The sequence below is a fragment of the Wolbachia endosymbiont (group B) of Aricia artaxerxes genome (assembly GCF_964026975.1).
Classification (GTDB): Bacteria; Pseudomonadota; Alphaproteobacteria; order Rickettsiales; family Anaplasmataceae; genus Wolbachia.
Genome location: NZ_OZ034718.1, coordinates 249114 through 263260, shown reverse-complemented (window position 1 = coordinate 263260; position 14147 = coordinate 249114). Strand labels below are relative to the sequence as shown.

The window sequence follows — 14147 nt, the reverse complement described above, 5'->3', positions numbered from 1 at the left end:
TTGTTTGAAGGTCTGCAATTATTATACCTACTGATTAACAATGTTAAGAATAAGTAAATCTTGTTTACTGTTTGCGTATGTCAAAATGAAAAATGTTTGCATATTGTTAAAAAAGCAGTAACTTGTTATCAAGTGAATTCACTAATATTTGAGTAAAATTTAAATGTCAATCGACCTTAGTTTACCAGAGCTACCTGTATTACACCCAAGGATTACCGTTGTGGGAGTGGGTGGTGCTGGTGGAAATGCTGTGAACAACATGATTCAATCCAATTTACAAGGGGTAAATTTTGTTGTAGCAAATACCGATGCTCAAGCGTTAGAGAAGTCATTATGTGATAAAAAAATTCAGCTTGGTATTAACTTAACTAAGGGCCTTGGTGCTGGTGCTTTGCCTGATGTTGGTAAAGGTGCAGCAGAAGAATCAATTGATGAGATTATGGAGCATATAAAAGATAGCCACATGCTCTTTATCACAGCAGGTATGGGTGGTGGTACTGGAACAGGTGCTGCACCGGTAATTGCAAAAGCAGCAAGAGAAGCAAGAGCGGTAGTTAAAGATAAAGGAGCAAAAGAAAAAAAGATACTGACTGTTGGAGTTGTAACTAAGCCGTTCGGTTTTGAAGGTGTGCGACGTATGCGCATTGCAGAGCTTGGACTTGAAGAGTTGCAAAAATACGTAGATACACTTATTGTCATTCCCAATCAAAATTTATTTAGAATTGCTAACGAGAAAACTACATTTGCTGACGCATTTCAACTCGCCGATAATGTTCTACATATTGGCATAAGAGGAGTAACTGATTTGATGATCATGCCAGGACTGATTAATCTTGATTTTGCTGATATAGAAACAGTAATGAGTGAGATGGGTAAAGCAATGATTGGTACTGGAGAGGCAGAAGGAGAAGATAGGGCAATTAGTGCTGCAGAGGCTGCGATATCTAATCCATTGCTTGACAATGTATCAATGAAAGGTGCGCAAGGAATATTGATTAATATTACTGGTGGTGGAGACATGACTCTATTTGAAGTTGATTCTGCAGCCAATAGAGTGCGTGAAGAAGTGGATGAAAATGCAAATATAATATTTGGTGCCACTTTTGATCAGGCGATGGAGGGAAGAGTTAGAGTTTCTGTTCTTGCAACTGGCATTGATAGCTGTAACGACAATTCATCTGTTAATCAAAACAAGATCCCAGCAGAGGAAAAAATTTTTAAATGGCCTTATAATCAAATTCCAATATCAGAAACAAAAGAATATGCTTCAACTGAGCAAACAAATGAAAGAGTTAAGTGGGGCAGCAATGTTTATGATATACCAGCTTATTTAAGAAGAAAAAAATAATGCAATTTTGGCTACTAAAGTCAGAACCAAGCGAATACTCCTGGCAAAAAATGGAAAAGGAGCAGGTGACGCAGTGGAATGGTGTATGCAATTATCAAGCTCAAAATTACATGAGAGCTATGAAATTAGGCGATCTTGCATTTTTTTATCATACAGGTAAAGAGAGAGTTATACTTGGAATAGTTGAAGTATTAAAGGAGTATTATCATGTTTATAATTCCAAATTTGGACTAGTGAATGTAAAATTTTTGAAACCTTTAAGTAACCAAGTGACGTTAAACAGTATAAAACAAAACCCACTTTTGAAAAATATGGTTATATTAAAACAATCACGTTTATCAGTTTCTCCAGTTTTAGAGACTGAGTGGAATGAAATAATAAGGATGAGCGAATGTTAGAAGTGAGCATTCTTGATAAGAGGTGGCATAGTATTACGAAGGACCCACAGAGTTTTGTATTAAATATTATTAATGCTTCTCTAAAAGAATTAAAAATAGATCATTATAAACCAAATATATCAATAGCTCTCGCTGATGATAACTTGCTACATCAACTTAATCTTAAGTTTAGAGAAATAGATAAGCCAACTAATGTACTATCATTTCCATGCGAACAGTTATCTAGTGAATGTGATCTAGGAGACATAGCAATTGCAGTAGATACAATAGAAAGAGAGTCTCATGAGTACTGTATATCTATCCTCACTCACACTGCACACATGTTAGTTCATGGATTGCTGCATTTACTTGGCTATGATCATCAAAAAGAAGATGAAGAAATTATAATGAAAAGTTTAGAGAGCAAGATTTTAGCTTTGCTTGAATTTGAAAAGGAAAAGTATGGTAGATAATACCAAAATATGTTATTTACAAAAAAGGGGTTTTAGCTGTAAAAGGTAAGCAATATGGTTCAGTTTTCTTTACCAAAAAATTCTAAAGTTAATAAAAAGGGCAAGGTTTATCCTACTCCTACTGGAGCAAAAAATATTAGAAGATTTCAAATTTATCGTTGGTCTGCTGATGATGATAAAAATCCAAGAATAGACACATTTTTTATCGATATGGATAATTGTGGCCCTATGGTACTTGATGCATTAATAAAAATAAAGGATGAAATAGATTCAACCTTAACTTTTAGACGCTCTTGCAGAGAAGGAATATGCGGATCTTGTGCAATGAATATTGATGGTACCAACACTCTCGCATGCACTAAATCTATACATGATATAAAAGGTGAAGTAAAAATATATCCACTACCTCATATGTATATAGTAAAGGATCTAGTTCCAGATCTAAGCCAATTTTATGAGCAATACAAATCGATTAAACCTTGGTTACAAACAGATAAATCTGCCTTACAAAATAAAGAATACTTTCAATCTCCTGAAGATAGAAAAAAATTGGATGGTCTGTCTGATTGTATACTATGTGCTTGCTGTTCGACTGGTTGCCCAAGCTATTGGTGGAATGGTGATAAATTTTTAGGGCCAGCGGTATTACTGCAAGCTTATAGATGGATTGCTGACAGTCGTGATAATAAGAAAGAAGAAAGACTTGCTTCTTTAAACGACCCATTTAAGTTGTATCGTTGTCATACAATAATGAATTGTACAAAAACCTGCCCGAAAGGTCTTAACCCAGCAAAAGCGATAGCGAAAGTAAAACAGCTTATGGTAGAGAGAGGAGGAATTTGAGTGTTATTTCTGGCACTCTTCGTAAGAAAATAGTAGACCCTCTGAAGCATAGGGTATTGTTAATACTCTAAACGTTCTTCCGTTCATGAAATGTATTGTTTCACCATATGATTCCAGTAATCTTTTGAACAACTCATGTCTTTGATTATTAATAGTTTGAAAATCATTTTTTCCTAAAAGCTTTTTAGATTCAAATAGGTGAAGCATAATCTCGTGATAAGTTGGATAAGACTCCAAAAATTTTGGATCAAACTGAAAAGTTTTTATAAAAGCATTATTATAAAATTTTAGCTTTTGATTCTTACTATATATCGCTACAGCAATCGATAGCTTCTCAAGCAAACTTTCTTGTGCAGCTAAACAATTGCTTAGCTCAGTATGTAATTTTTTTTCATCACTAATATCTTTTCCATACATTACTATGCTATTAGAATTTTGCACTGGAACTTCAACAAAATTAAAAACCTTAGGTTCGTTCTTGTAAGTTATTACACACTCTCCTGGTTTTACGTTATAGGAGCCACTCGCAACAGTAAATTTTTTAGAGCTGCCTATATATTTATCATAAAATAAGTTATAAAACCTTACTTTTTTATTCTTATTGTGCTTCAGTATTGGAAATGGTAAAGAGTCAAAAATTTTTTTATAGTTCTCCAATTCTCGCATAAGCTTACTATTTTCTAACTCAAGTTCATTAGCTTTTATCTTATAATCGGAGATATTCCTTATCCATAACAACACACCAATCACATTATTAGAATAATCTATTATGCTTTTACCATAACATGTGCAATAAACCTCACTGTCTTTTGACTTTAAATCTAGAGTAAAAGATTTATTTATTTCCTTTGCCTCAGCAAAACTTTTAATTAAGCTTTCTGATTGCTCAAAAAAATTTACAAACTCATTAAATGAATAAAAAACAGTATTAAGCAAAATTAGTAAATTGGGAGAAAATTTTTCTATACGTTTTTTTGCGTCCCAAATATAAAATCCATCATTCACAGTATCTATTAAATTATTTATGATAACATTTTGATGTTGTAAGTCCTTAATTTTATTACTAATTTTTAATTTAGAATATGAGAAAAAGAAGAATACTAGAATTAGTAGTAAAACTATTTCATACAAAAAAAACATGGCATTCCAAAACAAATATAAAAATTTGTAACCTCTCAGCAAAGAGATTGTACTGAAGAGGTATATAAGTGAAGATTGCCAAATACCCTAAAGCCTAATCTCTTATAAAGGTTTACAGAAGATTTCATGCAATGTGCTACTATGTATTTGCATTCAAATTGCCTAGCTATCTTTATTCTTTCTAGAACCATTTGAGTTCCTATTCCACGACCCCTGTAAATTGGTAAAACTCCATCGCTATAAAAACCAGCTATGCTGTCTTGAATATAAAGACCGCATGTTCCAACAATTTCGTTATTTAGCATTACAAGAAAAAATCTTAACCTTGAGCTCTTATCATCATAATTCGATAATTGGCGAAAAAACGTGCTAACAATACTAATTCTATGATAAAAAATTTTAGAAGTGTGTAAATCTAATTGCTCTAAGAGCTCACTACTATTTACAACATTGAACTTCAAATTTGGAACAGCATCATCAGGCAAAAAATAATCTTTTATATTGAGTAAAACTTTTTTTGGTGCGTTAACGTGTTTTATTTCGCATTTTTCTAAAATACCCCCTATTTTTATACGTGGACTTATTATCCATGTTGCTTCTATATTTCGTGCTTTGAGATAATCTAGAGTTCTGCATATGGAAAGCTCAGTACATTGATCTTCACAAAACACAAAATTAAATAACGATTCTCTGGTACCATTTACTGTAAATATAACATTATCAAATTCGTCATGTATTTCCCACTTGGACAAATTCGTTGCATAAAGTATATAATCCTTTAGGTTCTGAATAATTAAGCTTGAATAACAAATTTTTTTATTCTGCATAAATCAACAATAAACAATAAAAGGCTCCTATAAAAACAAAGGCTAAAATTGCAGCTACAACATCATCTAGCATAATACCTAAAGGACCTTTTGTATTTTTATCAATCAAATTTATAGGCCACACTTTTATTATATCAAAAAACCTAAAGGAGAAAAAGCACACCAACAATACAGAGCTATTCATTTCTTGTTCTAATAATATTGAAACTAGAAGTACTGTCAGCAATTGACCAACTACTTCATCAATTACTACCTCTTTTGGATCATGCGGAGCTTTGTAATGTTGTATATAATTGCCTGTAGACCATAATCCAACTAAGAATAAAAAAAAAATAATTGCTGTACCTAAAATTCTGTCATTGAGTAATATAGGAACAATTGGGTAAGCAGCCAAGCTGCCTATAGTACCTGGCATGTGTTTTACCGTGCCAGATAGCCACCATGTTGATATTAATTTATATAAAAATTTCACAATATACCGAAATATAAAACTAATTTACAAGAACAGAAATAGTATCTTCTATAGAAGTATTTTCATATAGCAATCTATAGATCGCTTCACATATGGGCATTTTTATCTTTAGCTTTTCTGCTAAATCAAATGCAGACTTAGCAGTGTTAAAACCTTCAATTACCGACTTACCTTCTGATAAAATCTGCTGAGCACTAGAACCATTACTATTAGCTACTTTAGATCCAAAAGATAGATTTCTTGAATTTAATGATGTGCATGTCACAACCAAATCGCCTAAGCATGCTGGTCCAAGTAGTGTATTTATATCTACATTGCCGTCACCAACTTTTGCTGAGTATAAAGCCTTAATTTCACTCATACTTTTCGTAATTAATGCTGCATGAGCATTAAACCCAAACCTACCTAGAACAACCCCACATGCTATAGCAAAAACATTCTTTAACGCTGCACAAACCTGTATTCCTATAACATCGCTACTAAGGTACAATTTAATATTTTCTTGCTGTAGCTCTGATACTAATTTTAAACCTAATACTTCATTTTGACATGCAAGAACCATCGAATATGGTAATTTTCTTGCAACTTCTATAGCAAAGCTAGGACCAGAAAAAACAGCAAGAGGATTATTAGGTAAAACTTCATTGACTACTTCACTAGGTAATTTTAATGTAGATTTTTCTATTCCCTTACAAGCCAAAATTATTGCTACATTTTTTTTTAGGTTACAATCATTCAATTGATGACATATCTCCCTTAGAGACTGAGTGGGAACAGCTAGAATTATTACTGAAGCATTCACTGCATCTTCAATAGCTAATTTTACTGATACATTATCAGAAATTGGACAATCAGGTAGCTTGTCACTTTCTCTTTTCTCTTTAATTGATTCAAATATGGCCTTATTGCGAGTCCACAAAATTACATTTTTCTTACCACTTAATGAAATCGCAATTGCTGTACCCCATGCGCCAGCACCTAAAACTGATATTACCACTCAATATTCCTGAAAGTATTACTTATAATTTAAAACTGTAGAATAAGTAAATTAAAAATATAACATAAAAGTATAAAATAGTTTAAATATCTATTAACCTAAGTATTCTTTTAATAAAAATAGCTTCTATTCAATATTTACTAAAAATAGTATTATTATAGTATATCTATTGTATTTTAGATCTATTTGTATAATTTTGGAACGACACATTAACTATTAATTAATAAGTGTAATTTCTATTATTCATTAATAAAAATTTGATTTGTTACTTTCCTTGGTTATATATATTACTAAAATTATAAATTATTTATGGGGTGTAAAATATGCGTATATTATTAATTGAAGATGATCAAGTAAGTGCAAGGACTGTAGTTAATGCCTTAACTTCTGATGGACATTTTTGCGACGTTGTTACTTCTGCACAAGATTATAACAATAATATGGTTTCCTCGGGTGGAGACTGTTACGATCTAGTTATTCTAGATATACACCTGCCTGGTGATATTGATGGATATGATATACTGTTAAGATTAAGAAGTGCAAAAATCAAAGTTCCTGTTTTAATACTTTCGTGTATCTCCGCTGCCAACCATAAAGCTAAAGGACTTGGGTATGGTGCCGACGATTACTTAACCAAGCCATTTCACAAGAGCGAATTATTAGCTCGAATTAAGGCCATAGTCCGACGTACTAAAGGCCATCCCGAATCAGTGATAAAGATTGGTAATATGAATATCAATTTTGATCACAGGATTGTTGAGGTAAAAGGCAAAACAGTTCACCTTACTAACAAAGAGTATTCCATGATAGAATTGCTGGCATTGCGTAAAGGAGCAGTGTTGACAAAAGAAATGTTTTTAAACCATCTTTACAATGGCTTGGACGAACCTTCAGACAACAAAATAGTTGATGTTTTTATGTGTAAATTACGTAAAAAACTTGAAAGTGCAAATGACGGAATAAGCCACATAGAAACCGTTTGGGGTAGAGGATATGTTCTAAAAGAGTATGTTGACGATGAAGAATACTCTAGTGTTAATATAAGCGAAAGCAGTAGTGACTATCAAGCAGAACAAGTCAAGGACAGCGCATGAAATGCTTTATTTACTTGTTGATTGAAGAAGCGAAAAGGTAGATTTAGTAAGATAAAAACTAATCCTAAAAGTGAGGTAACGTGGTCAGTCTTTTAGAACTTTACAAAGATTTGCAACAAAAGATAGAAAAGTTGGAAGCGGAGCTAAAAAGTTATAGGTAAGAAAGTAAGGCTTTAGAGATAGAGAATGACTAGTTAAAGGAAAAGCTCGGTTAAAATTCAAGCTTTGTTAAGTTCAAAAGGAATTCAACCACTATGGATTAAAATCCAAAGATTGAGAGAGAGCATAGAATGCTAACTTTCGACTTGAAAGTCACCAAATTTATCTTCTTTTTTAGAGTGATTTTCAATATAATTTTTTATCATTTCGTCAGTTACATTTCCGCTAGTCCTGACAAACTAGCCTACTGCCCACAACCCAATATCTCTTTTTTAGCTCTGGAAAGTTTTGCTGGATTTTTCTGGAACTTTTTCCTTTTATTAACTGCACTAACTTACTAATACTTAAGTATGGGGGTACAGAAACGTATACGTGTACATGACTTGACGCAACTCTACCTCTGATAATTTCTACTTGATTATTTGCACATACTTCTTGTACAACTTCTTTAGCTTTCTGTCCAATATCTCCAACTAGTACTGGATATCGATATTTTGTTATCCACACTATGTGATATATATACAGAGTGACTGCTTTTTCTATAATATTCCACATTCTTTCAGATTTTTCACCTTAAAATTATATTCTTAAAAGGATGGACTTCAAGTCCAGGGTTTTTCTCCCAAATTTGGGACAATAAAATAAAGAGATAAGCCAAGAAGTAAAAGGAATATAGGTGGTCAAATTGAGCGTACAGGGTATGTGAAATGTTTGATACATTTACATAGTATGGCTGACATTCATGCATTGCCTAGGTGAAATATAAGCCGAGTTCTGTTTATGTAGCTATTTATCTGGAGTAAATGTTACCATTTACTTCGTGCGATTTACCCGAGTAGATATGAGAAAAACATAAAATCTACTTCTATTTAATCTTGCTCCTAGTGTTGGTTACTTGACTACCAATGTTGCCATTGTTATGGTGTGCTCTTACCACACCTTTTCACCCTTACCTAATAATATTTAGGCGGTAATTTTCTGTAGCCCTATAACTGGAGTTACCTCCGGCGGGCGTTACCCGTCACTACCTTTTCTTGGAGCTCGGACTTTCCTCTGCTGTGTTTATCACACAACAGCAGCTACTTATTGCACCTAGGAATTATACTTTAACATTAAAATCATAAAAGCAAAAGAAAATTTCCTAACAGTCTACATACTAAAAACATTCAGACAAATAGCTAAAGGTGATATTCCGGTACATCATCGCTATCCCAAGATAAGCTTTTTTCACTTTTAGACTCTAGCTCAGTCAGTCAAGATCCTGGTCCACCGCTTGAAGACGATGAGCTACTTCTTGACCGACTACTACTCTCCACCGATATACTGTTTAGCACTGTTTCAGATTGATCCATAGTTCGCATAGATATATGTCTCATTCTGTTATTAGCGATAAAAATTTCTTCATCGCTATTGCCACTTGAAGATGATCGCCTTCTATCATTGAAATTAGTTAGTTCTAACACAGGGGCAGAATTACGACCCTTAACATATTTGTATGTTATGAATCCTATAATTCCAGCAATACTTATTATCGCTCCAACCAAAGACCCACCTATCATTCCTGCCCTATTAGACTCTATAGCAAGCTGAGCGGGCTGTGGTGAAGGAGTAGTTTGAGGAAGTAAAGTTGTAGTGAACAAAGGAGTTGTTACCTTTGTTCCAGTATTTGATATAGTGGACACTGTTTGTATAGTTGCCTCTGAGTTTGTTGTTGTCACATTAGTTGGCATTGTAGTAATCATAGTCGCTTGTGAGGTCGCAATAGTTTCAGCTACTGTTGTTGGTTCTGATGACGTACTCATCTTAGTTGTTAATTCTGTTAAAGGCTTACTCATCGTAGTACTGCTTGCTGTAAAAGTTGACTCAACAGTCGCTGCTGTAGATTTTACAGTACTTGTCTCAGTTTCCGAAGGCACACTAGTTGACGTTGTAGCAACTGTGGTCGCTTGTGGAGTAGTAGTTGTTTTTGCTACTGTTGTTGGCCCCACTGTTACTGTACTTGTTTGAATTGTTGACTCTGTTGAAGGCCTACTCGTTGTAGAAGTAGGTGCAGTGGTAGTTGATGCTACTGTTGTTGACTCCACTGTTACTGTACTTGCCTGAGTTGTTGACTCTGTTGAAGATTTACTCATTGTGGAAGTTGGTACAATGATAGTTGATGCTTCTGTTGTTAATTTGGTAGTCTTTACAGTGTCGGTTTCTGTTGTGCTAGTAATTGCAGCAGTCGTCGTTTTCTTAGAAGTCACAACCGTCTCTGTAACAGTTATAGGAGCCACAGTACTGCTGGAAATAATACTAGGCATCAATTGGCCGTTAATGATATTAACAAAATCACTGAGAGCTTTGATACTGCTTGTCGGTATTATCGTTGCTTCAGAAGATTTTCCAGAGCTCTCTCTATTAAAAGTTATAATACTCTCTCCACTTACCGCAGTGACGATAAAACCTCCTTGACCATTGTCTTTAACATACAATTGTTCTATAGGATCTTCACATTCACAAACAGTAAAATTTGATTTTGGTCCTCTCTTAGCAAGCCTTGCTAAATGCAATTCTTGCGTATTAGAAGATTGTTTTTTCGCAAGAAAAGCAACTAAATCATCACCTTCAGTTCGTCTTACATACTGTAAAAAGTTTATTTTTCCTGGATTATAGATAGTAGATGATGCTTTATCTATTTGACAATTTTTCTTAAGCAAACATTCATCTTCTTTTCTATCTTTCAGCTTCTGAGCCACGTCAATCAAGTCGAATTTAAAGATATTTGTTCTTACTTCTGGCTTCCCAATAATCTCTTTGCTCATCTGTGCATAAAGCATCGTATTTTCATCTAGTACTAATTGCCCTGGATTATCAAATTTGAATAATTTTCTTTCTGTAAGACCGTTTTTTTCACGCAGAATCTTAAATTTTCCATTCGTGTCTGATTGTAAATACCAAGAAACTAAAGCTTGATCCTTTAAGTTATGAGCAATTACAACAATATTACCATGATCAACTTTTACTGCTTTTGGTTGAAAGTAACTATTGTCTTCATTTGCAAGATTATTTATATCAATGTTCTTGTATAATTTTACTTTTCCTACGTATTCAACTAAGGGAGCATTAGTTGAATGCTTGATTTCGTAAGTGTTGAATGTTAAGCCTTTGATGCACTTTCTTTCTTTGTTAGTTTCTTCTGTAGGAAAAATAACTCCAACTTTATCTATAGTATTTTCTAAAATGGATGATAAAGTTCCATTATGGTATTACCAACCAAAAGCTGTAAGTCTGTATATTTATACATGAGAGGTCTGAGGCGGCTTTTGATGGTATGCCAACAGTATTCTATAGGATTCAAATCTGGTGAATATGTTGGAAGATACAGCAAATGACAGCCAAAAGACTCTATTAATGATTTTGTTTTAGTGGTCTTATGAAATGTAGCATTATCCATAACTATAGTTGTGCCAAGTGGCAATGTAGGTAATAACATCTTCTCCAACCATGTATTGAATACCTCTTTGTCACACCCACCTTTGAAAGTCATTGGTGCAATAAATCTCTTTCCAATCCACCCGGCTACTATACTGATTCTCTCTCGAGTTCTCCCTGGAATATCTGCATAAATTTTCTTTCCTCTTGGAGCGCGTCCATATTCTCGGTATAACTTATTATCAACTCCTGCTTCATCTATATATAAGATGCTGGAATGGTCTATTTTTGAGATTTTATCAATAAATTGCTCCCTATCTTCTTGATTGCGCTCTTGATATAGTGTGACTTTTTTTTAAAGTAATTTTTAGCTGTTTTAGTCTATACCAAATTGAGTTTATTCCAAATCCAAGATTTTGTTTCATCTCTGCCAGAGTATGATCTGGATTCTTTGTAACATATTCTTCGAGTATTTTGGGGTCTATTTTTCGAATAAAGCTACCGTTTTTAGATGGCTTGAGGCTTTCACCAGCAGCTTTCTTTTTTAACCAACGGTACAGAGTTGCTATTCCTATCTCCATAAGCTCTGCTACCTCAACCTTTGTCTTACCTTTTTCTATCATCAATACTGCCTTTTCCCTTAAATCCACACTATATGCCATTATAACTCAAATACTTTATTATACCTTTATCATTTACTTTAGGAAATACTATACTTCAGCTGAATTTTCTATTAGTGTGGGAGATAATTGGCCCTTGAATTCATTTGCTACGTTGACACATGTATCACACTCGTATGTTTTCGATTGATATAATGGACTAATAAGTAACTTTACTCTACTGCTTCCATTGCCGTTATCTTGATAGCTGAGTCCATAAGTAACTCCATTTCCTTCAATCAACCCTACGTTTACTGGGTTAAAACCTATCGCTTCTTTAACTTTCAGTGTAGTTGTATTAACTCTAAATAATCTACTTAATATAGACATAATTATATTTAAAATTTTAATAAAACGCTATTATGATTATTTCTATATGTAACGTCAATAAAATTTTAACTAAAATTAAGAAATTAATACCTTTATAATCTGCAAAGCGAAATATGGAAAATGAGTAGCAGTAAAGAATTCACAAATTGAATGCGCCCACTCTACAGATATAATATTGTAGAGCTCAAAAAACCAACAATTGCAATTGTTAACTCTTCAAGTATAATTTGTTGAGATTTACACGAACTTTATTAGATGAAAGAGAAAGAAGAGCAGTTTAGTTTTACATCAGACAACCTCAGAAAAGCGAAAAAGTCTATAGAGATGTATCCTAAAGGTAGAGAAGGTAGTGCCGTCATGCCTTTACTATACCTGGTTCAAGAACAATGCGGATGGGTTCCTGAATCTGCCATGCGCTACGTTGCTGACATGCTTCATATTCCACATATTCGCGTGTATGAAGTGGCAAATTTTTATACCATGTATAATTTAAAACCAGTAGGTAAATATCTCATACAAATTTGTAGAACAACTCCTTGCTGGTTGTGCAATAGCGAAGAAGTGTTAAATACCTTTAAAAAGAAACTAGGAATCAATATCGGTGAAACTACTAAAGATAATCTATTTACTTTAAAGGAAGTTGAATGTCTTGGTGCATGCGTTAATGCCCCTGTGGTGCAGATCAATAATGACTTTTATGAAAACCTCACTCCTGAAAAAGTGGAAAATATCATAGCAGAACTTTCAAGTAAATAGATGGAAAAGTTCTCGTTTAGGATAACTAAGCAATCAGGTTCTGCAAGAGTTGGAACGATCAAAACTCCAAATGGAAGTATAGAAACACCAGCATTTATATTTTGTGCAACCAAAGCTGCTATTAAAGCTGCAGATATCGAGAGAATCAGAGAAGCAGGTACTCAGATAATACTTTCCAACACCTATCACCTAATGCTCCAACCGGGAGAGGATACTGTGGCAAAGCTTGGTGGCTTGCACAAGATGATGGGATGGAGTGGGCCAATGCTCACTGATTCTGGTGGATACCAGATATTTAGTTTAGGGCACGGGTCAGTTTCGGAAGAAATAAAGGGAATAAGACAGAAGCAAAAAACTCTGATCAAAATTAACGAGGATGGGGCAATTTTTCGTTCTTACATAAATGGTAAAACTTATTGTCTAACTCCTGAAAAGTCGATACAAATTCAACAAAAATTAGGTGCAGATTTAATCCTAGTTTTAGATGAATGTACTCCATTCCATGTCAGTAAAGAATACACAAGAAAATCAATGCTCATGAGCCATAGATGGGCTGAACGTTCTTTAAATAAGTTTGAAAAAAATAATGATGGCAAACAGGCGCTTTATGGAATTAGTCAAGGCGGAGTGTATCAAGATTTGCGTAGAGAAAGTTGTGATTTTATCAACGATTTGCCATTTTTTGGTCAAGCAATAGGTGGATCACTTGGTCAAAGTAAAGAGCAGATGTATGATGTAGTTTCCTTTACTATGGAACATTTAAAAAAAGATAGGCCTACTCATTTGCTTGGTATTGGTGGAATTGTAGACATTTTTCGTGGAGTAGAGCTTGGAGTTGATACATTTGATTGCGTGCATCCAACTCGCCTCGCAAGACATGGTGGCGCGCTTGTTAAAGTAAAAAATAGAGATTCTATTTCTTCAAAGTGCAAAGAGCATATTAATTTGCGAAATCAACGATTCGAACTAGATGATAACCCAATTGAAAATGACTGTTTGTGCTTTACTTGCAGAAAACATTCAAGAGCCTATATACACCATCTACTGAAAGCTAAAGAGTTGCTGGCTTATACACTCGTTACCATTCACAATGTTTTCTTCATGAATAAGTTGATGGAATCAATAAGACAAGCAATATTGAATGATAGGCTAGATCAGGAAAAAAATAATTGGATTAGTGAAATACCGCTGCATTGTGAACTATATACCTAGTTCATATTTTGTACATGTGCGTTGCATTTTTTAATCTTCTTTAAAA

The 14147-nt window shown here is 33.9% G+C and carries 15 protein-coding genes, 1 other RNA gene and 1 pseudogene; 7 read left to right on the top strand and 10 right to left on the bottom strand.

Going from position 1 to position 14147, the window contains the following annotated elements:
• Positions 1 to 163 precede the first annotated feature (163 nt).
• Genes ftsZ through AAGE00_RS01155 form a run of 4 tightly spaced genes read left to right on the top strand, consistent with a single transcriptional unit; the run spans position 164 to position 3041 of the window.
• On the top strand, positions 164 to 1348 hold the full coding sequence (gene ftsZ, locus AAGE00_RS01170) for a cell division protein FtsZ (RefSeq protein ID WP_213863995.1): 1185 nt from the start codon (positions 164 to 166) through the stop codon (positions 1346 to 1348).
• Positions 1348 to 1746 carry an EVE domain-containing protein gene (locus AAGE00_RS01165; protein WP_007302007.1) on the top strand — a complete coding sequence of 133 codons (399 nt, stop codon included), beginning with the start codon at positions 1348 to 1350 and terminating at the stop codon, positions 1744 to 1746. The genes ftsZ and AAGE00_RS01165 overlap by 1 nt, the downstream gene beginning before the upstream one ends.
• The gene (ybeY, locus tag AAGE00_RS01160) at positions 1740 to 2198 is read left to right on the top strand and encodes an rRNA maturation RNase YbeY (protein WP_007302008.1); all 459 of its coding nucleotides are present in this window, start codon (positions 1740 to 1742) and stop codon (positions 2196 to 2198) included. The genes AAGE00_RS01165 and ybeY overlap by 7 nt, the downstream gene beginning before the upstream one ends.
• 54 nt (positions 2199 to 2252) lie before the next feature.
• A complete protein-coding gene (locus tag AAGE00_RS01155) occupies positions 2253 to 3041 on the top strand; it encodes a succinate dehydrogenase iron-sulfur subunit (RefSeq protein WP_213863994.1) in 789 nt (262 codons plus the stop codon).
• A 3-nt stretch (positions 3042 to 3044) separates the two neighbouring features.
• Here the strand turns inward: AAGE00_RS01155 and AAGE00_RS01150 are convergent, their stop codons facing one another.
• The 4 genes from AAGE00_RS01150 to AAGE00_RS01135 are packed head-to-tail and all read right to left on the bottom strand — an operon-like array spanning position 3045 to position 6477.
• A complete protein-coding gene (locus AAGE00_RS01150; RefSeq protein WP_213863993.1) occupies positions 3045 to 4181 on the bottom strand; it encodes a hypothetical protein in 1137 nt (378 codons plus the stop codon).
• 35 nt (positions 4182 to 4216) lie between these two features.
• Positions 4217 to 5008, bottom strand: coding sequence for a GNAT family N-acetyltransferase (locus tag AAGE00_RS01145; protein WP_019236659.1), 792 nt, complete (start codon positions 5006 to 5008; stop codon positions 4217 to 4219).
• Complete coding sequence (locus tag AAGE00_RS01140) at positions 4998 to 5480, bottom strand: phosphatidylglycerophosphatase A (RefSeq protein WP_012481861.1); 483 nt, start codon at positions 5478 to 5480, stop codon at positions 4998 to 5000. The genes AAGE00_RS01145 and AAGE00_RS01140 overlap by 11 nt, the downstream gene beginning before the upstream one ends.
• A 19-nt stretch (positions 5481 to 5499) precedes the next feature.
• Entirely contained in the window at positions 5500 to 6477 is a 978-nt protein-coding gene (locus tag AAGE00_RS01135) for an NAD(P)H-dependent glycerol-3-phosphate dehydrogenase (RefSeq protein WP_007302013.1), read from the bottom strand.
• A gap of 323 nt (positions 6478 to 6800) precedes the next feature.
• Between AAGE00_RS01135 and AAGE00_RS01130 the strand changes: the two genes are divergently transcribed.
• On the top strand, positions 6801 to 7571 hold the full coding sequence (locus tag AAGE00_RS01130) for a response regulator transcription factor (RefSeq protein ID WP_007302014.1): 771 nt from the start codon (positions 6801 to 6803) through the stop codon (positions 7569 to 7571).
• A 293-nt stretch (positions 7572 to 7864) separates the two neighbouring features.
• On the opposite strand, the pseudogene tnpA reads toward AAGE00_RS01130, so the two are convergent.
• From tnpA to AAGE00_RS01100, 6 genes and pseudogenes are all read right to left on the bottom strand, one after another.
• Positions 7865 to 8283: pseudogene (gene tnpA / locus AAGE00_RS01125) on the bottom strand (IS200/IS605 family transposase).
• 194 nt (positions 8284 to 8477) lie between these two features.
• Positions 8478 to 8826: RNase P RNA component class A (gene rnpB / locus AAGE00_RS01120), an RNA gene on the bottom strand.
• A gap of 157 nt (positions 8827 to 8983) precedes the next feature.
• A complete protein-coding gene (locus AAGE00_RS01115) occupies positions 8984 to 10549 on the bottom strand; it encodes a hypothetical protein (RefSeq protein ID WP_341815284.1) in 1566 nt (521 codons plus the stop codon).
• A gap of 398 nt (positions 10550 to 10947) precedes the next feature.
• Complete coding sequence (locus tag AAGE00_RS01110; RefSeq protein WP_265015457.1) at positions 10948 to 11430, bottom strand: IS630 family transposase; 483 nt, start codon at positions 11428 to 11430, stop codon at positions 10948 to 10950.
• Between the two features lie 28 nt (positions 11431 to 11458).
• Positions 11459 to 11794, bottom strand: a complete 336-nt coding sequence (locus tag AAGE00_RS01105) for an IS630 transposase-related protein (RefSeq protein ID WP_341813349.1) — start codon at positions 11792 to 11794, stop codon at positions 11459 to 11461.
• Positions 11795 to 11854: 60 nt separating this feature from the next.
• Positions 11855 to 12133: a hypothetical protein gene (locus AAGE00_RS01100; protein ID WP_341815283.1), complete on the bottom strand. Its 279-nt coding sequence runs from the start codon at positions 12131 to 12133 to the stop codon at positions 11855 to 11857.
• Positions 12134 to 12388: 255 nt separating this feature from the next.
• Between AAGE00_RS01100 and nuoE the strand changes: the two genes are divergently transcribed.
• Positions 12389 to 12889, top strand: a complete 501-nt coding sequence (gene nuoE, locus AAGE00_RS01095; RefSeq protein ID WP_007302017.1) for an NADH-quinone oxidoreductase subunit NuoE — start codon at positions 12389 to 12391, stop codon at positions 12887 to 12889.
• Positions 12890 to 14101, top strand: a complete 1212-nt coding sequence (gene tgt, locus AAGE00_RS01090; protein WP_213863991.1) for a tRNA guanosine(34) transglycosylase Tgt — start codon at positions 12890 to 12892, stop codon at positions 14099 to 14101.
• Positions 14102 to 14147: the final 46 nt, after the last annotated feature.

Excerpts from the sequence above, each read along its gene's own strand:
- AAGE00_RS01145 (WP_019236659.1), bottom strand. The coding sequence starts at position 5,008 with ATGCAGAATAAAAAAATTTGTTATTCAAGCTTAATTATTCAGAACCTA.
- AAGE00_RS01165 (WP_007302007.1), top strand. The coding sequence starts at position 1,348 with ATGCAATTTTGGCTACTAAAGTCAGAACCAAGCGAATACTCCTGGCAA.
- ftsZ (WP_213863995.1), top strand. The coding sequence starts at position 164 with ATGTCAATCGACCTTAGTTTACCAGAGCTACCTGTATTACACCCAAGG.
- tgt (WP_213863991.1), top strand. The coding sequence starts at position 12,890 with ATGGAAAAGTTCTCGTTTAGGATAACTAAGCAATCAGGTTCTGCAAGA.
- AAGE00_RS01130 (WP_007302014.1), top strand. The coding sequence starts at position 6,801 with ATGCGTATATTATTAATTGAAGATGATCAAGTAAGTGCAAGGACTGTA.
- AAGE00_RS01115 (WP_341815284.1), bottom strand. The coding sequence starts at position 10,549 with ATGCTTTATGCACAGATGAGCAAAGAGATTATTGGGAAGCCAGAAGTA.
- ybeY (WP_007302008.1), top strand. The coding sequence starts at position 1,740 with ATGTTAGAAGTGAGCATTCTTGATAAGAGGTGGCATAGTATTACGAAG.
- AAGE00_RS01155 (WP_213863994.1), top strand. The coding sequence starts at position 2,253 with ATGGTTCAGTTTTCTTTACCAAAAAATTCTAAAGTTAATAAAAAGGGC.
- AAGE00_RS01150 (WP_213863993.1), bottom strand. The coding sequence starts at position 4,181 with ATGTTTTTTTTGTATGAAATAGTTTTACTACTAATTCTAGTATTCTTC.
- nuoE (WP_007302017.1), top strand. The coding sequence starts at position 12,389 with ATGAAAGAGAAAGAAGAGCAGTTTAGTTTTACATCAGACAACCTCAGA.
- AAGE00_RS01100 (WP_341815283.1), bottom strand. The coding sequence starts at position 12,133 with ATGTCTATATTAAGTAGATTATTTAGAGTTAATACAACTACACTGAAA.